Source organism: Chloroflexota bacterium (assembly GCA_014360805.1).
Taxonomy (GTDB): domain Bacteria; phylum Chloroflexota; class Anaerolineae; order DTLA01; family DTLA01; genus DTLA01.
The window spans coordinates 1-17,802 of sequence record JACIWU010000027.1; the positions used below are offsets into that span (position 1 = coordinate 1).

Annotated in this window: 16 protein-coding genes; 14 read left to right on the forward strand and 2 right to left on the reverse strand. The window is 66.0% G+C overall.

The features are described 5' to 3' along the window. The first annotated feature begins 60 nt into the window (after positions 1–60). The 14 genes from H5T65_06315 (at position 61) to H5T65_06380 (ending at position 16,066) form a co-directional block, all read left to right on the forward strand. On the forward strand, positions 61–600 hold the full coding sequence (locus H5T65_06315; GenBank protein ID MBC7258843.1) for an NADP oxidoreductase: 540 nt from the start codon (positions 61–63) through the stop codon (positions 598–600). Positions 601–651: 51 nt separating this feature from the next. Then, entirely contained in the window at positions 652–2,073 is a 1,422-nt protein-coding gene (locus H5T65_06320; GenBank protein MBC7258844.1) for a Ni/Fe hydrogenase subunit alpha, read from the forward strand. Positions 2,074–2,210: 137 nt separating this feature from the next. Continuing rightward, on the forward strand, positions 2,211–2,705 hold the full coding sequence (locus H5T65_06325; protein ID MBC7258845.1) for a hydrogenase maturation protease: 495 nt from the start codon (positions 2,211–2,213) through the stop codon (positions 2,703–2,705). Positions 2,706–2,709: 4 nt separating this feature from the next. Next, complete coding sequence (gene hypA, locus H5T65_06330) at positions 2,710–3,051, forward strand: hydrogenase maturation nickel metallochaperone HypA (protein MBC7258846.1); 342 nt, start codon at positions 2,710–2,712, stop codon at positions 3,049–3,051. Next, positions 3,048–3,728, forward strand: a complete 681-nt coding sequence (hypB, locus tag H5T65_06335) for a hydrogenase nickel incorporation protein HypB (protein ID MBC7258847.1) — start codon at positions 3,048–3,050, stop codon at positions 3,726–3,728. Before hypA ends, hypB begins: the two co-directional genes overlap by 4 nt. Before the next feature lie 17 nt (positions 3,729–3,745). Then, positions 3,746–6,151, forward strand: a complete 2,406-nt coding sequence (gene hypF / locus H5T65_06340; protein MBC7258848.1) for a carbamoyltransferase HypF — start codon at positions 3,746–3,748, stop codon at positions 6,149–6,151. Then, a complete protein-coding gene (gene hypD / locus H5T65_06345; GenBank protein ID MBC7258849.1) occupies positions 6,148–7,245 on the forward strand; it encodes a hydrogenase formation protein HypD in 1,098 nt (365 codons plus the stop codon). Before hypF ends, hypD begins: the two co-directional genes overlap by 4 nt. After that, positions 7,235–8,242 carry a hydrogenase expression/formation protein HypE gene (hypE, locus tag H5T65_06350; protein MBC7258850.1) on the forward strand — a complete coding sequence of 336 codons (1,008 nt, stop codon included), beginning with the start codon at positions 7,235–7,237 and terminating at the stop codon, positions 8,240–8,242. The genes hypD and hypE overlap by 11 nt, the downstream gene beginning before the upstream one ends. A gap of 298 nt (positions 8,243–8,540) precedes the next feature. Beyond that, positions 8,541–8,987: an NAD(P)H-dependent oxidoreductase subunit E gene (locus tag H5T65_06355; protein MBC7258851.1), complete on the forward strand. Its 447-nt coding sequence runs from the start codon at positions 8,541–8,543 to the stop codon at positions 8,985–8,987. Beyond that, positions 8,980–10,839 carry an NADH-quinone oxidoreductase subunit NuoF gene (gene nuoF / locus H5T65_06360; GenBank protein MBC7258852.1) on the forward strand — a complete coding sequence of 620 codons (1,860 nt, stop codon included), beginning with the start codon at positions 8,980–8,982 and terminating at the stop codon, positions 10,837–10,839. The genes H5T65_06355 and nuoF overlap by 8 nt, the downstream gene beginning before the upstream one ends. Before the next feature lie 31 nt (positions 10,840–10,870). Then, entirely contained in the window at positions 10,871–13,588 is a 2,718-nt protein-coding gene (gene fdhF, locus H5T65_06365) for a formate dehydrogenase subunit alpha (GenBank protein MBC7258853.1), read from the forward strand. A gap of 330 nt (positions 13,589–13,918) precedes the next feature. Continuing rightward, a complete protein-coding gene (locus H5T65_06370; protein ID MBC7258854.1) occupies positions 13,919–14,809 on the forward strand; it encodes a pyrroline-5-carboxylate reductase in 891 nt (296 codons plus the stop codon). A gap of 32 nt (positions 14,810–14,841) precedes the next feature. After that, positions 14,842–15,252 carry a dUTP diphosphatase gene (locus H5T65_06375; protein MBC7258855.1) on the forward strand — a complete coding sequence of 137 codons (411 nt, stop codon included), beginning with the start codon at positions 14,842–14,844 and terminating at the stop codon, positions 15,250–15,252. Between the two features lies 1 nt (position 15,253). Next, positions 15,254–16,066 (forward strand): CPBP family intramembrane metalloprotease, encoded by an 813-nt coding sequence (locus H5T65_06380; GenBank protein ID MBC7258856.1) that lies wholly within the window; start codon positions 15,254–15,256, stop codon positions 16,064–16,066. Between the two features lie 37 nt (positions 16,067–16,103). Here the strand turns inward: H5T65_06380 and H5T65_06385 are convergent, their stop codons facing one another. Next, positions 16,104–16,475, reverse strand: coding sequence for a YccF domain-containing protein (locus H5T65_06385; GenBank protein MBC7258857.1), 372 nt, complete (start codon positions 16,473–16,475; stop codon positions 16,104–16,106). Next, the gene (locus H5T65_06390; GenBank protein ID MBC7258858.1) at positions 16,472–17,638 is read right to left on the reverse strand and encodes a glycosyltransferase family 4 protein; all 1,167 of its coding nucleotides are present in this window, start codon (positions 17,636–17,638) and stop codon (positions 16,472–16,474) included. Before H5T65_06390 ends, H5T65_06385 begins: the two co-directional genes overlap by 4 nt. Between the last annotated feature and the right edge of the window lie 164 nt (positions 17,639–17,802).

The following is a 17,802-nucleotide window of genomic DNA, read 5'->3' on the forward strand; positions in this document are numbered from 1 at the left end:
CTCGTGCGGGGTTGGCGGCGCTGATCCCGCACGAGAGGTAGACTTCAAGGAGGATAATCCATGGCGAAAGTCAAGGTTGCAACCGATTGGCTGGCCGCTTGCGCCGGGTGCCACATGTCCGTGCTGGACATGGATGAGCGGCTCGTCCAACTGCTGGACAAAATTGAACTCACGTCCACTCCCATCACCGACCTCAAGCATCCGCCCAAGGAGGGCGCTACGGTTGGGATTCTCACGGGCGCTATCTCCAACACCACCAACATTGAGGTCGCCAAGCAGATGCGCGAACGGTGCCAGATTCTCATTGCGCTGGGCGACTGCGCCGTGTTCGGCGGGATTGTAACCATGCGCAACTTCTTTGACATGAACGAGGCCCTGAAACGCGCCTACGTGGAAACCGAGAGCACGGTGGATGGCAAGGTCCCCTGCTCCGAGGAACTCGGAACGCCCGTTCGCGTGTGCGCCGTCAATCAGGTAGTCAAGGTGGATATCCATATCCCGGGGTGCCCACCATCGCCCGACGCGATCTACTACGCCCTCTCTGAACTCTTGGAGGGCCGTATTCCCGTTCTCACGGGCGACAACTTGAAGTACGACTGACGCATCATGCCTGCTAGGTCTCAGGATTTGACCCAGACAAGGAGCGCAACCATGCAAAAGATTACGATAGAGCCTGTAACGCGAATTGAGGGCCACGCGAAGGTTACCATCCACCTGGACGACGCCGGCAAGGTGGAGAGGGCGTTCTTCCATGTGAACGAATGGCGCGGATTTGAGAAGTTTTCGGAAGGGCGCCCCTTCTTTGAGATGACGCAGATCACCCCGCGCATCTGCGGCATTTGCCCCGTCAGCCATCACCTGGCGTCGGCCAAGGCGTGCGATGTTGTAGCGGGAGTGAAGCCCCCGCGCACCGCTAGTCTCCTGCGCGAACTGATGCACATGGGACAGATGATCCAGTCCCACTCCATGCACTTCTTTGAACTGGCTGGGCCGGACCTCTTGCTCGGCTTTGACGCAGATCCGGCCATCCGGAATGTCGTCGGCATCGTTCAGGCCAATCCCGAACTGGCGCTCAAGGCGGTGCGCCTGCGCGGGTTCGGCCAGGACATCATCAAGCGCCTGGGCGGCAAGCGGGTGCATCCCGTCTTCGCCGTGCCCGGCGGCGTCAATGCTCCCCTTTCCGTGCAAGACCGCGACGCCATCCTCGCCCAGATTGACGAGATGACCGAGGTCATCAAGACCGGCCTGGCCATCGCCAAGCAGTGGTGCGAGGCCAACATGGACCTCATCAACCAGTTCGCGGTGTTCCCGTCGTCCTACATGGGCCTGGTGGACGAGGAGGGCGGCCTGCAATTGTACGACGGCAAGGTGCGACTGGTGGATAAGGACGGCCGGAAACTGGAGGAGTTTGACCCGCAGGACTACCTCACCTACGTCGGCGAACACGTGGAAGATTGGTCTTACCTGAAGTTCCCCTTCTACCGCAAGATGGGGTGGCCCAACGGCACCTACCGCGTGGGCCCGCTGGGTCGGCTCAATGCCGCCACGAAAATCAACACGCCGATGGCAGCCGAGGAATTCAAGGTCTGGAAGTCCATCAACGGCGGCAAGCCGGTGGAAGGCACGCTGTGGTTCCACTACGCTCGCCTCATTGAGGACCTGTACGCCATTGAGCGCGCCAAGGAGATTCTGCTGGATCCCGACATCCTGTCTACGGACATCGTCGCGGACACCGGCACGTTCGCCGGCGAAGGCGTCGGGTGCGTGGAGGCCCCGCGCGGGACGCTGTTCCACCACTACAAGACCGACGCCAACGGCATGCTCACGAAGGTGAACCTTATCGTGGCCACCGGCCACAACAACTGGGCCATGAGCAAGTCGGTGGAAATGGTGGCCAAGGCCTTCGTGGACGGGAAGAAATTGACCGAAGGCATGCTCAACCGCGTGGAGGCCGCCATTCGCGCCCACGACCCGTGCCTGTCGTGCTCCACCCACGCCATCGGGGCCATGCCCATCGTCATTGAACTGTTCGGCCCGGACGGCAGCCTGCTCCAGCGCCTGACGCGGGACTAACCTGCCCACACTGGGGGCTCACTCCAAGACCTCCGAGGGTACCAGACCTCGGAGGTCTGCTTTTGACACTTTCGGTTGGCGTGATACAATAGCCTTTGACACTGTAAGATGCGGGTGAGGTGCATCAGGAATATCGGATGAGACGGACTCTTGTCATCGGGTATGGCAACCCCTATCGCCGCGACGACGGCGTGGGATTCTACGTCGCCAATGCCCTGCGGGTGCAGCAGGGGCTGCGACGACTTGACTCGGACGAAGACGGCCTGGACGATTGCGGGCATCCCCTGGACGCCATCGCGCTGCACCAACTGCTGCCGGAGATCGCGCCCATGCTGGCCGATTACGAACTGGTGGTTTTCGTGGACGCGCATACGGGCGTCATCCCGGACGACGTCCGCGTGCTTCCCGTGCAGGAGGAATACGGGTTCCAGGCGGTTACGCACCACATGAGTCCGGGCATGATGCTGGCGGTGGCGCGGGCTGCCCGCGGACGAGCGCCGGAAGCCGCGCTGGTATCCGTCCGCGGCGGCGATTTTGACTTCGGCCTGGGGTTGACGGAAGCCTGCAGGGCGCGCGCGGAGACGGCGACCCGCATGATTCTGGACATGGCGCAAACCGACCGCGAAGGGTAGCGCGATGCACGAACTCCCCGTTACCGAGCAGATCATCAAGGTCGTGCTGGAACACGCGCGCAAGGCGGATGCCCATCGCGTGGTGCAGGTCAACCTCGTCATCGGCGACCTGACCAGTTTCGTGGACGAGAGCATCCAATTCTACTTTGACTTCCTGGCCCGTGGGACGGAAGCGGAGGGCGCGGCGCTGCACATCCGTCGCATGCCCGCACGGGTGCGGTGCCACGCGTGCCAGCACGAATTCGCGCCCGACGGCGTGGACTGGCGCTGCCCCCGATGCGGGAACCTTGGGGGCGAGGTCCTGTCGGGGCGCGAGTCGTACATAGAAAGCATTGAGGTGGAATGAAAACGATGCGGAAGGTAGAGGTCGTAACCGACATTCTGAACGCCAACGATCAGATCGCGCAGGAGAACGCTGCGACGCTGAAGGCCCACGGCATCCTCAGCGTGAACCTCATGGCATCGCCCGGCGCCGGCAAGACGAGCCTCATCTTGCAGACGGCGCGGGCGCTGAACGGGCGCCTGCGCCTGGGCGCGATTGAGGGCGACGTGGCCTCGCGCGTTGACGCGGACAAGGTAGCCGCCGCGGGGATTCCCGTGGTGCAGATCAACACGGGCGGGGCGTGCCACCTGGACGCGCCCATGATCCGTCAGGCCCTGCGCGCCCTTCCGCTGGACGAGATAGACTTGCTCATCGTGGAGAACGTGGGCAACCTCATCTGCCCGGTGGAGTTCCGCCTGGGCGAAGCCCTGCGCGTCATGATCGCCAGCGTGCCCGAGGGCCACGACAAGCCCTACAAGTACCCGGGCATCTTCACAGCGGTGGAGGCCGTCGTCATCAACAAGATGGATTTGGCCCCCTACGTGGAGTTTGACCTGACCGCGCTGCGCGAGGCGATACGCGGCATGAACCGCGACGCCGCCATCTTTGAGGTCTCTTGCCGCACCGGCGAGGGCATCGGCGAGTGGGCCGAGTGGCTATGGGGCCAGTGGCAGGCTCGCCGCGCCCCATCCGCGAGGTAGGCGGACGGAGCCCGCAGATGGCGCTTGTGGTCGCTTCGCGGTTCAAGATAACCGGCGTGGTGCAAGGTGTGGGGTTCCGCCCTTTCGTCTATGGCCTTGCGGTGAGTCTGGGGCTGAGCGGCTGGGTCATCAACACCTCGTCGGGCGTCGTGATTGAGGCCGAAGGCTCGCCCGAGGCGCTGGAAGCCTTTGCGCGCGACCTGGTGGCCAAGGCGCCCCCCGTGGCCCACATTGAGAGCGTGCAGCGGGTGGACATTCCACCCAACGGCTGGGAGCGGTTTGAAATCCGCGAGAGCAAGGCCGAGGCAGGATACGTGCTCATCTCGCCCGACATCGCCACGTGCCCGGAGTGTCTCCGCGAGATCTTTGACCCCGACGACCGCCGCTATCGGTATCCGTTTACCAACTGCACCAACTGCGGCCCGCGATTTACCATCATCGCCGACGTGCCCTACGACCGTCCCCTGACCACCATGGCCGCGTTCCAAATGTGCCCGGATTGCCAGGCCGAGTACGACGACCCGCTGAACCGCAGGTTCCACGCGCAGCCCAACGCCTGCCCCGTGTGCGGGCCGCGGGTGTGGCTTGTGCCCGCTTCGGCGGACGATGCGGATGCGCTGACGCCCCCCGACGACGACCCCGCCGGGGCACCGGCCCTCGCCCACGCGGCCCGCCTGTTGCAGCAGGGCGCTATTCTCGCCATCAAGGGCCTGGGCGGGTTCCATCTGGCCTGCGACGCGACCAATGCCGACGCCGTGCGCACGCTGCGCGACCGCAAGCGTCGCCCCGCGAAGCCCCTGGCGGTGATGATGGCCTCCATGGAGGAAGTGCGCCGCCACTGCGTGGTAACGCCGGACGAGGAAGCGCTCCTCACCTCGCGCCAATGCCCCATCGTGCTGCTGGAGTGGAGACCCGATTCGTCGGTGGCGCAAGAAGTTGCCCCCAACAACCGTTACCTGGGCGTCATGCTCCCCTACACGCCGCTGCATCACATCCTGCTGCACGATGCGGGGCGGCCCCTGGTGATGACGAGCGGCAACCTGTCCGAGGAGCCGATCGCCCAGGACAACGAGGAAGCCTGGCGTCGCTTGCGCAGTCTGGCCGATTGGTTTCTGCTCCACAACCGCGCCATCTATGCGCGCTACGACGACAGCGTCTGGTTCGTGCCGCGCGTGCCCGATGGCAAGGGAGGCGTGGCGTCGGCACCGCAGCCGTTGCGCCGCGCGCGCGGCTACGCGCCCTATCCCGTGCGGTTGCCCTTCCGTGCGCGCACGGTGCTGGCCACCGGCACCGAACTGAAGAACACGTTCTGCATCACTCGCGACGAGCACGCCTTCATCAGCCCGCACATCGGCGACATGGAGAATCTGGAGACGTTGGAACACTATGAGACCGCCCTGGCCCTCTACGAGCGATTGTTCCGCCTTCGGCCCGAGGCGATTGCGTGCGACCTGCACCCGGACTATCTGGCCACCCGCTACGCCCGCCAGCGGGCCTGGCGAGATGACCTTCCCCTCGTGGCCGTGCAGCACCACCACGCCCACATCGCAGCGTGCATGGTGGACAACGCCCGCACCGAGCCGGTCATCGGCGTGGCTCTTGACGGCACCGGCTATGGCCTGGACGGGCGCATTTGGGGCGGCGAATGGCTGGTGGCCGACCTGCGGGGCTTCTGGCGTGCGGCCTGGCTGGAGCCGCTCCCGCTCCCTGGCGGCGACGCCGGCATCCGCAACCCCTGTCGCATCGCGTATGCGTACCTGTACGCGCTGTTCGGCGAAGTCCCCGCGCTGCCGTTCCTGGCCCAGATGGACGAAGCCGAAATCCTCACCGTCCGGCGGCAGGTGGAGCGAGGGCTGAACACCGTCATGACGACCTCGTGCGGCAGGCTGTTTGACGCGGTGGCTGCGATGGCTGGCGGGCGTGGCCGCGTTACCTACGAGGCCCAGGCCGCCATAGAGATGGAGATGGCCTCGCAATTGGCGCAGGGCGACGCATATGGCTACTTCTTCCGGCGCGCGGAACCGCTATCATGGGGCGACACCGCATCGCTGCCGCCGCTCCCCTGCGCCTACGAGGTCGCCCTCAAGCCTTTGCTGGCCGGCGTGGTGCGGGATGTCCAGGAGGGGCGGACGCTCGCCCAGATTGGGGGGCGTTTCCATCGCACCCTGGCGCAGATGGCCGCCGAGGTGTGTTGCCTGATCTCGCAGGCCACCGGATTCACGACTGTGGCGTTGTCCGGCGGCTGCTTCCAGAACCGCCTGCTGCTGGCGCAGACCGTGGAGGAACTTCGGAAGCGCGGCCTGGAGCCGCTGTTGCACCGCCAGGTGCCGGCCAACGACGGGGGGCTGGCGCTCGGCCAGGCCGCCATCGGCCATTTCGCCCTCGCGGCAGGCGATTCGGCGGGCACAGGAGCGATAGGATGAAGTTCGTGGATGAGTTTCGGGACCCTCGGCTGGCCCGCGCGCTGTTGGAGCGCATCCGCGAGCGGGCGCGGCGGCCCGTGCGCCTGATGGAGTTCTGCGGGGGGCACACCCACGCCATCCTGCGGTTTGGGATTCGTCAGGCGCTGCCGCCGACGGTGGAGATGCTGTCGGGGCCTGGGTGTCCGGTGTGCGTTACCGCCGCGGCAGACCTGGACCGCGCCATCGCCCTGGCGGACGTGCCCGGCGTCATCCTGGCGAGTTTCGGCGACATGATTCGGGTGCCCGGAAGTCGGGAGAGCCTGCAACAGGCCAAAGCGCGCGGGGCCGACGTGCGCGTGGTCTATTCGCCGCTGGACGCCGTGCGCCTGGCGGAGCAGAACCCGTCCCGCCCCGTGATCTTCCTGGGCGTGGGGTTTGAGACCACAGCCCCCGGCGTGGCGGCTTCCATCCTGGACGCGCGGACTCGCAACGTGCGCAACTACTACGTCCTCGGCCTGCACAAACTCACTCCCCCCGCCACCCGCGCCATTCTGGATTCGGGCGAGGTGAACCTGTCGGGCGTGCTGGGGCCCGGGCACGTTACCACCGTCATCGGCACCGATGCCTGGGGATTCCTGCCGCGCGAGTACGGCGTGCCCATCGCCGTCGCGGGGTTTGAGCCGCTGGACATCCTGCGGGGCATCGCCATGCTCGTGGAGCAGATTGCGGCGGGCGAGGCGCGGGTGGACAATGCCTACTCCCGCAGCGTGCTGCCGGAGGGCAATCGCGCCGCCCTGGACGTGATGAACCGCGTGTTTGAGGTGGCCGACGCCGAATGGCGCGGGCTGGGCGTGATTCCGGCCAGCGGCCTCCGCATACGGGCGGAGTTCGCGGCGCATGACGCGGCGGGTGTGTTCCCCGTGGATGCGACCCCGTCGCGGGAACCGCCGGGATGTCGCTGCGGCGATGTCCTGCGGGGGGTGTTGGCTCCGCCCTCGTGCCCGCTCTTCCGGAAGGTTTGCACGCCGGAGAATCCCGTGGGGCCGTGCATGGTCTCGGCCGAGGGGGCTTGCGCGGCCTACTACCAGTATGGAGGCGCGGCCGATGAAGCGTGAGACGATCCTGCTCGCCCACGGCAGCGGCGGGCGGCTGACCCACGACCTGATCCGCGATGTGTTCCAGCGCGCGTTGTCCAATCCATTCCTGGACGACCTGGGCGACGCCGCCATCCTGCCGCCTCCATCAGTCCGAATCGCCTTCACCACCGACTCGTATGTGATTCGGCCCATCTTTTTCCCGGGCGGCGACATCGGCAAACTGGCGGTGTGCGGCACGGTGAATGACCTCAGCATGGTGGGCGCGCGCCCGCTGTACTTGAGCATTGGCTTCATCCTGGAAGAGGGCTTGCCTTTCGCCGACCTGGAGCGCATTGTGAAGTCGGTGGCCGAGACGGCCCGCGATGCAGGCGTGCAGGTTGTGGCCGGCGACACGAAAGTGGTGGACAAGGGCAGCGCCGACCGGGTGTTTATCAACACGGCCGGCGTCGGCCTGATTGAGGACCATGTTTCCCTGTCGCCATCGCACATCCGTCCGGGAGACGCCGTCCTGGTTTCGGGGACCGTGGGCGACCACGGCATCGCCGTCATGGCTCAGCGGGAGGGCCTGGCGTTGAGCACGTCTCTGGTCTCCGACTGCGCGCCGCTGAACGGCCTGGCGCAGGCCATCCTGACCTGCGGAGGCGTGCGGGTGATGCGGGACCCCACGCGGGGCGGCCTGGCGACGACGCTGGTGGAACTGGCTCAGGCGGGCGATGTCGGCCTGGAGATTGAGGAAAGCGCGGTTCCGGTCAACGAGGCCGTGCGGGGCGCGTGCGAACTCCTGGGCCTGGACCCGCTGTATGTGGCGAACGAAGGCAAGTTGGTAGCCATCGTAGCGGCGGAGGCCGCGGAGGCCGCGCTGGCTGCAATGCACGCCCACCCGTTGGGCCGGAACGCGCGCATCATCGGGCGCGCCAGCCAAGCGCATCCGGGGCGCGTTGTGCTGAAGACCGTGCTGGGCGTGTCCAGAGTCGTGGAGATGCTGACGGGCGAACAGTTGCCGCGCATTTGCTGAGCGCGGCGTGGGAGCGATTCGTGAGCGCGTCGGAACTGGCCGGGGCCCGCCCGCCGACTTTGACGTGCGGCGGGTTTGGCCGTATAATGCGCACACTTCGCCATTGCGTCGGAGAGAAAACCGCCATGTTGCGCAACGCAGCCAGCATGATGTTTGGAAAGCACCCCCATTCGCCTGGTATCCCCTCACTCGGTCCTAGTCCGGCGTCCGTGCCCAGCGGCTACCCGTCGCGCATGTGCAGCCGTTGCCGCAGAACTGCCGCTGAAAGGAGGTCGCGTTGAACGACAAACTCAGCCAAATCTTGCAAGCGCCCGTAACCGGCAAGGGAGATCTCATCCCCCTGCTGCAGAAGGCCCAGGAGGCCGAGGGGTACGTCTCCGAGGAAGCCATCTACGCCATTGCCGAGAAACTCCGCATTCCTGCAAGCGAGGTGTTCGGTGTGCTGTCCTTCTACGCGCAGTTTCGGCTGCGTCCCATGGGCAAACACAACGTCAAAATATGCCGGGGCACGGCCTGCCATGTGCGCGGCTCGCCGCTCATCGTTACGGCGGTGGAGAGCGAACTGCAACTGGGAGGCGGCGAGGACACCACGCCCGACGGCCTGTTCACCGTGGAGAAGATCGCCTGTTTCGGCGCGTGCAGTCTGGCGCCGGTGATGGTTGTGGACGGGCGCACCTATGGGAACTTGAGCCCGGACAAGGCGCGCCGCCTGATTCGCAAGACCGCGGAGGAAGAGCATGTATAGCGATTACGCATCCCTGCGCGCCTGGGCCGAAAGCGAAATCGCGCGCACGCGGCCCCCTGACCGCACCCGCATCCTGGTTGGCCTTGGGACGTGCGGAATTGCCGCTGGCGGCCTGGATGTCTTGGCGGCCCTGCGCGAGAAATTGGCCGACATGCCCGTGTCCGCCGAGATCGTTCCCGTGGGCTGCATTGGCATGTGTTTTGAAGAGCCCCTGGTGGACATCGTAAGGCCGGGCGAGCCTCGCATCTGCTACGCCAAAGTAACCCCCAAGAGCATCCCGACCATTCTGGAAGAGCACCTGCTTCACAACAACGTGCGCAAGGATGTGGCCTTCGCGGTCATCGGCGACGAGCCGTATGACGGCATCCCGGCCTGGAAGCAGTTGCCCTTCTTCGCCACGCAGCGGCGCACCGTGCTGCGCAACTGCGGCTTCATTGACCCCGAGTCGGTGGCCGAGTACATCGTCCGCGACGGGTACGCGGCGCTGGCGAAGGCCCTGTTTGAGATGACGCCCGAAGCCGTGATTGAGGAAGTCAAGCGGTCGGGGTTGCGTGGCCGTGGTGGCGCGGGTTTCCCGACGGGCATGAAGTGGGGCTTCTGCCGCCAGTCGCCTGGGGAGCACAAGTACGTCATCTGCAACGCGGACGAGGGCGACCCGGGCGCCTTTATGAACCGCAGCGTCCTGGAGGGCGATCCCCACAGCGTGCTGGAGGGGCTGCTCATTACCGCCTACGCCATCGGCGCCGACCATGGCTACATCTACTGCCGCGCCGAGTACCCGCTGGCCATCGTGCGGCTGCGCAAGGCGCTGGAGCAGGCGCGGGCGCTGGGCCTCCTCGGCGAACATATCTTCGGCACCGACTTCAGTTTTGACGTAACCATCAAGGAAGGTGCGGGCGCATTCGTCTGCGGCGAGGAGACCGCGCTCATGGCTTCCATAGAGGGCAAGCGCGGGATGCCCCGTCCACGCCCGCCGTTCCCCGCGCAGAAGGGCCTGTGGGGCCAGCCGACCAACATCAACAACGTGGAGACGCTGAACAACATCCCGCCCATCATCCTCAACGGCGCCGATTGGTTCGCCTCCGTCGGCACCGAGAAGAGCAAGGGCACGAAGACCTTCGCCCTGACCGGCAAGGTGGTGAACAGCAGCCTGATAGAGGTGCCCTTCGGGATGACCCTGCGCGAAGTCATCTTCGGCGTGGGTGGCGGCATCGCCAACGGCCGGCAGTTCAAGGCGGCGCAGACGGGTGGCCCATCGGGTGGGTGCCTGTCCAGCGAGCACCTGGACTGGCCCATTGACTACGAGACGCTCACGAAGGCAGGCTCCATCATGGGATCGGGCGGCCTGGTTGTCATGGACGACTCCACCTGCATGGTGGACGTGGCGCGCTTCTTCCTGAATTTCACCCAGAGCGAATCGTGCGGCAAGTGCATCCCGTGCCGTCTGGGAACCAAGCGCATGTTGGAAATCCTGGAGCGCATCGTGGCGGGCCAGGGGAAGATGGAAGACATTGACCTGTTGCTGGAACTGGGCGAGACGGTCAAACTCGGGTCGCTGTGTGGGCTGGGCCAGACGGCTCCCAACCCCGTGCTTAGCACCATCCGCTACTTCCGCGACGAGTACGAGGCGCATATCAAGGAGCACCGCTGCCCGGCCAAGGTCTGCAAGGCGCTCATCACGTATCGCATTTCCGAGGAGAAGTGCACGGGCTGTACCCTCTGCGCCCGCAATTGCCCTGTGAACGCTATCAGCGGCGAGAAGAAGAAAGTGCACGTGATTGACCCGACGGTATGCACGCGCTGCGACACGTGCCGCCAGGTGTGCAACTTTGACGCGGTCCTTGTGGAATAGCCACGGTGCTCGGATGGAAGGAGACGCAAACATGACCATTACGCTGACCGTAGACGGCAAGCAGGTAACGGTAGAAGACGGGGCCACGATTCTGGATGCGGCCAAGAAGGCAGGCGTGTACATCCCCACCCTGTGCGCCGATGAGGATTTGCTGCCCTTCGGCGCGTGCCGCCTGTGTCTGGTGGAGGTGCAGGGCGATCGCCGCCCCATGCTCCCCTCCTGCACCACGCCCGCCACCGACGGCATGGTGGTACGCACGTCTAGCCCTATCATTGACAAGACGCGCCGCAACATCGTGGAACTGCTCCTCTCGGACCACCCGGAGGATTGCCTGACCTGTCCCCAAAACAACCGCTGCGACCTCCAGCGCGTGGCGGCCTACGTAGGCGTTCGCACCAACCGCTTCCGCGGCGAAAAGCACGCCTACCCGATAGATGACTCCAACCCGTTCTACCATCGCGACCTGGACCGCTGTATCCTGTGCGGCAAGTGCGTGCGCACCTGCGATGAGATTCAACAACTCGGGGCGATCAACTTCGCCTATCGCGGCTTCCGCACCAAGATCGCGACGGTGCTGGACCGGCCCGTGGCGACCTCCACCTGCGAATCGTGCGGGCAGTGCGTGGAGAAATGCCCCGTAGGCGCGCTGTACCCGGAGGCCTGGCTGCGGTACGGACTGCCCGCCGCCGAGACGAAGACCATCTGCTCCTACTGCGGCGTGGGGTGCGGCCTGATCCTCCAAACCCGCGGCAACACGGTGGTAGGGGTGCGCGGCGACCCCGACAACCCCGTGAACCGTGGCCGCACATGCGTCAAGGGGCGGTTTGGGTACGAGTTCATCAACCATCCTGACCGCCTGAAGAAGCCGCTCATCAAGAAGGATGGGGCTTTCGTGGAAACCACCTGGGACGAGGCGCTTGACCTCGTGGCCCAGCGGTTGGCGTCGGCGGTGCGCGAGCACGGCCCCGACGCAGTGGCGCTGCTTACATCCGCGAAGTGCACGAACGAGGAGAACTACCTGCTCCAGAAATTCGCCAGGGGGGTGCTGGGGACGCACAATGTGGACCATTGTGCGCGTCTCTGACACAGCAGCACCGTGACCGGTCTGGTCACAGCATTCGGCTCCGGGGCGATGACCAACTCCATTGACGATATGAAGGAGGCCAAAGCCTTCCTGATCATCGGTTCCAATACCACCGAGCAGCACCCCGTCATCGGGCTGAATATCCGCAGGGCGGTGCGCGAGGGGGCGAAACTCATCGTCGTGGACCCCCGCAGCACGGATTTGGCGCGGCGCGCCGATATCCACCTGCCGATTGAGCCGGGCGGCAACATCGCCCTGCTGAACGGCCTGGCGCACATCATCCTGAAAGAGGGATGGGAAGACAAGGAGTTCATCGCCTCCCGCACCGAGGGGTTTGACGAGTGGCGGGCGGTGGTGGACAAGTACACACCTGAACGGGTCAGCGAGATCACCGGCGTCCCGGTGGAGCGCCTGTACGAGGCAGCCCGCCTGTACGCCACAGCGAAGCCCGCCGCGCTGGTGTATGCCATGGGCGTAACCCAGCACACATCCGGCCACCAAGGGGTGCAGGCGTGCGCGAATTTGCAGATGCTCACGGGCAACATGGGCATTCGCGGGGGCGGCGTCAACCCGCTCCGTGGCCAGAACAACGTCCAGGGTGCGTGCGACATGGGTTGCCTGCCCGACTTCTTCCCCGGCTATCAGCGCGTCGTGGACGAAAAGGCCCGCGAGAAGTTCGCCCAGGCGTGGGGCGCGACCTTTGGCGACAGGCCCGGCCTCACCATCGTGGAGATGCTCAACGCCGCCGAGAAGGGACGGCTGAAGGCGCTCTACGTTACGGGCGAGAACCCGGTCATGAGCGACCCCGACAGCCAGCACGTGATCCATTGCCTGGAGAGCCTGGACTTCCTCGTGGTGCAGGACATCTTCCTGTCCGAGACGGCGCGCCTGGCCGACGTGGTGCTTCCCGCCGCGTCGTTCGCGGAAAAGGCCGGCACGTTCACCAACACCGAGCGGCGCGTCCAGTTGATTCGGCCCGCCATTGACCCGCCGGGCGAGGCGCGTCCCGACTGGGAGATCGTCGCCGACCTGGCGCGCCGCACGTTGAAGGCGCTCGGGCAGACGCCCGATGGCCCCTACGCAGGCTGGGACTACGCATCTCCCGCCCAGATCATGGACGAAGTGGCGGCGCTGGCACCCATCTACGGCGGCATTCGCCACTGTCGGCTGGAGAACGGTGGCATCCAGTGGCCGTGCCCATCGCCCGATCACCCGGGCACGCCCATCCTGCACGTCGGCAAGTTCTCGCGCGGCCTCGGCAAGTTCAACCCGGTGGATTACGTGCCCCCGGCCGAGACGCCGGATGAAGCCTATCCGCTCATCCTTACCACTGGCCGGAGGCTGGAACACTATCACACCGGCACCATGACGCGCCGCGTGGCGGGGTTGAACAAACTGGCCCCGGAGGAGCGCGTGGAGATCAACGCCGAGGATGCAGCGAGGCTGAGAATCGCGGACGGCGACTGGGTGGTCGTGGAATCGCGGCGCGGACAGGTGAAGGCGCGGGCCGCGGTGGGGCACCGTTGCAGGCCGGGCGTCGTATTTATGACGTTCCACTTCGCCGAGGCGCTGGGCAACGTGTTGACCCACGCAGCGCTGGATCCGGTGTCCAAGATTCCAGAACTCAAAGTCGCGGCAGTCCGAGTGCACAAGGCGCCTTCGTAAGCCGTGGGTTTGCCTCTTCGCTGTCGGTTGCGGCGCTGTGGCCTCGGCCCAGCGCCGCGTATCTTTGTTTGACATCGCGGGTTTTTGCGGTAAGATACACCGCAAAGGCGGCAGGCGTATGTGGCATCGCATTCCCACGCAAATCGGACGAGGGCAGCGCACGCCTATCCCTCCCAGGCCCCTGGGCATCGCTCAGGGGCACAGGCACCACGGGGAGGTAGGGCGGCGATAGCGTTCGCCTGCGATGGAACCATGTCGTTCGTCTTGAACATGCCTCCCTCACGGGAGGCGTTTTGTTAGGCATACAAAGCGGAAAGGGATATCCAAACAATGGAAGAGACAGTCCAACAAGCGCGGTTGGCCTTCATCGGCAGCGGCACCATGGCCGAGGCCATGATTCAGGGCATTTTGCGGTGCGGCGTTACGGCGGCGGGCCACATCTGGGCGAGCGGCCCCCGCAAGGAACGCGCCGCCGAGTTGACCGCCAAGTACGGCATCCACGCCACGACCGACAACCGCGAGGCCGCCCGCAATGCCGATGTCGTCGTCCTGTCGGTCAAGCCGCAGCGGCTTCGCATGGTTCTGCACGAACTTCGCGGGACGGTGCGGCCCGAGCAACTCGTCATGTCCATCGTGGCGGGCGCGAAGGTCTCCTACATCGCGCAGACGCTCGGCGCTCCGTCCGTCATCCGCGTGATGCCCAACACGCCCGCGCAGATCGGCGAGGGGATTTCGGTGTGGTTCGCCACGCCCCAGGTTACGCCCGAACAGCGGGAGGTGGGGCGCAGGATTCTGACCGCCCTGGGCGAAGAGATAGAGGTGGACGAGGAGCGCTATCTGGACATGGCGACGGCGGTGAGCGGCACCGGCCCGACCTACGTGTTCCTCATCATGGAGGCGCTGGTGGACGCGGCGGTGCACCTGGGATTCTCGCGGCGCATCGCCGAGGCCCTGGTTACGAAGACCGTCCTGGGGTCGGTGCTGTTCGCGCGCCAGTCCAACCTGCACCTGGCGCAACTCCGCAACATGGTAACCTCGCCAGGCGGGACGAGCGCCGAGGCCATCTACCAACTGGACAAGGGCAGCATCCGCACGGTGCTGTCCAAGGCCGTCTGGGCGGCCTACCAGAAGTCCAAACTGCTGGGCGAGTCGCTGTCGCAGGAATCCGAGCCGGAAGCCCGCCCCAACGGCAGCCCGCCGTCGGAAAAGTTGGAATCGTAATTCGGAGCAATCCGCAACATCAGGAGGCAGATGTGGCTATCCGGTACAAGGTTCTCGCTGGCGGGCGCAGGCCCGTGAAGACCGGCGCGGCCTACGACCTGTTCGCACGCCTGGACGCGCCGCTTGTGCTGAACGGCCCCACGCTGGTGCCGTTGGGCATCGCGCTGGAACTGCCCCCGGGCTACGGCGCCATCGTCAAAGCGCGATCCAGCGCGCCGCTCCGCCACGGCTACGAGGCGCATGTGGGCCTGATTGACCCCGAATTCAACGGGCGCGAGGTCTGCACGATTTTGGAGCCACTCCCTGGCGTGGGGCCGGTTACGATTCACCCCGGGGACCGCGTTGCCCAGATGTGGGCGCAGCGCATGGACGTGGAACTGGTGGAGACGGACGAGGACATTCCGCTAGGCCCCAAGGAGGGGTTCGGGAGCACCGGCAAGTAGCATGGCGACATGGTTGCGTTGGGCTGGGGTTGCCGTCGCCTACGTCGGCGTGATGGCGGGGCTGGCGGCATTGGCGAGTTGGAGCGCCGACGCGGCCTATAGCGCGGCGCTCGTGTTGCCGCTCCCGTTCCTGCTCGGCCTCTGCCGGACGCGAGTTTCCCCGCCGACTCGTGCGGCTCCGTGGTGGGCCGGCCTGGCGCTCTGGGTCTTCGTCGTGCTGTCGCGGGCGGCCGCAATGGTGCTGGTGGCCGCCAGCCTTGTCCCGCTTCGCGTGAGTTGGCACGCTTCCCTCGCGGCCACCGGCAGCCTGTTCCCCCTTGTGGCTCTGGCGATCCTGCTGGGCGAGCGGTCGGGCGGCGACGTGTTTGGGTTCACGGGGCGGCGCGCCTTGCGGCAGGTGTTGCTGGGCGCGGGCCTGGCGCTGGCGCTGCAGGCGATCATGCGCGCGCCGCTTGTGGCAACCGGCCAGTTGCGCCTGGGCGATGCCGGGTTTGCGGCGCTGGCCCAGAGTTTCCCCGTGGAGTTGATGACGATCGCCCTGGGCGAGGAAAGCCTGTTCCGCGGCTACATGCAGATCACCCTACAGCGGCGCTACCCCTGGTGGTTCGCCACGTTCCTGGCGTCGGTACTCTTCGGCCTCTGGCATCTCCCCGGCGCGCTCTTTGTGCCCAACGTGCTGGCCCTGTTCGGCGTCGTGGGCTTCCCCTTCGCCTTCGGGCTGCTGGCCGGCGTCATGTTCCGCCTCACGGGTTCTATCGTGGGGCCGGTTGTGGCGCATGCCCTGTACAACGCCGTCAATGCGATGTTCTACTAGGCGGCGCTGCAGGAACGCCCCGTGTTCGGCGGGGAATCTAGGTGATCTTCGCGCCGAAGGGCACCAGCGCCAGGCGTAGCAACTTCATGTGCTGCCTGGCGAAGGGCAGCCCGATGATGGTGATGGCGCACAGCAGGGCGAAGACCAGGTGCACCGCCGCCACTTCCAGCCCGCCGAACACCAGCCACAGGATGTTGAGCAGGATGGGCAGCAACCCCTTCGCCGATCCGCTGGAGTCAATCTCCTTGCCGAACGGCGCCAGGGCCATCCACGCCAGTTTGAAGCATTGCACGCCGAACGGGATGCCCACGATGGTAGCGCACAGCGCGATGCCGCCGATGAGGTAGCACAGCGACACGAGGATGCCGCCGCCCAGGAAGATCCACAGCAGATTGCCGATGAGACTCATGGTGCTCTCCTTCCGTGGTCGGAGGGCGACTCGCGCGTCGCCCCCACAGCATGGTACACGTCCACCAACTGGCCGGCCGCCCTGTCCCAGGTGAACATCCGCGCCCGTTCGGGCCCCCGCCCCGCCAATTCGCGGGCCAGCGCCGCGTCGCTCAGAATGCGCTCCATGGCGGCCTTGATCGCGCCCGTGTCGGTGGGCGACACCCGAAGCGCCGCATCCCCCACGACTTCGGGCAGGGACGACGTGTCCGAGACCAGCGTCGGCACGCCGCAGGCCATGGCTTCCAGCGGCGGTATCCCAAACCCCTCGTACAGCGACGGGAACGCGAACAGGGCTGCGCCCGAATACACGGCGGGCAAATCCTCGTCGGCGATGTACCCGGGGAGAATCACCTCGTCCTGTAGGCCCAGGGCGGCGATGCGGTCAAAGAACGGCTGGTACAGCCACCCCTTGGCCCCCACGACGACCAGTTTGTGCGGGCGCCCTGCCTGCCGCAGGGCATGGTAGGCATCCAGCAGGCGCACCAGGTTCTTGCGCGGCTCAATGGTGCCCACGTACAGGATGTACGCCTCGGGCAGGCGGTACGCCGCGCGGACCCGGCGCAGGGTCTCGGCGTCGCGCACGGGATGGAAGCGCGCGTCCACGCCGTTGTAGATGACGGTGATCTTTTCTTCGGGCACCCCGTAGATGCGGATGGCGTCCTTCTTGGTGCATTCGGACACGGCGATGATGGCGTCGGCGCGGCGCAGGAAGCGCGGAAACATCAGGGTCAGAAACCAACGGTTCAGCGGCAGGTGGAACTCCGGGAACAGCAGCGGGATGAGGTCGTGCAGCGTGAACACCGTGCGGATTCGCCGAAAATACGGCAAGAGGTGATCGGTGCCGTGGAACAGCGCCACGCCCGGCACCAGACCGTCCTGCGGGACGCGCGCGTAGTGGGCCAGCAGGACGCTCATGCGCCAGGGCTTGGCGGGCCACGGGACGGAGTAGGTGGGCAGGTGGGCCAGGCCGGGCGGGATCTGCCCCCGCGACGGCTGGTACGTGAAAAGGCTGTAGTCGTTGAGGGCGTCCAGCCGATGGGCGCGCTCGGCCAGTTCGCGGGCATGGCGGCCCAGCCCTGCCTTGCGGTGTGCTGCTGGCGAGATGTCTATGCAAATCCGCATTCGTGCGTCTCCCGTGGCGACACAGGCGTTGATATGAGTGTACTACAGCCGTGCGTGGGCGCAAATGGGGGCCTACGGCTCGCGCGGGTTGTGGCCCTGCGGGTCGCTGCCCGAACGACGCGCGCGCACGAACCGCGCCGCGCGCTCCCCCACGGATGGCGACA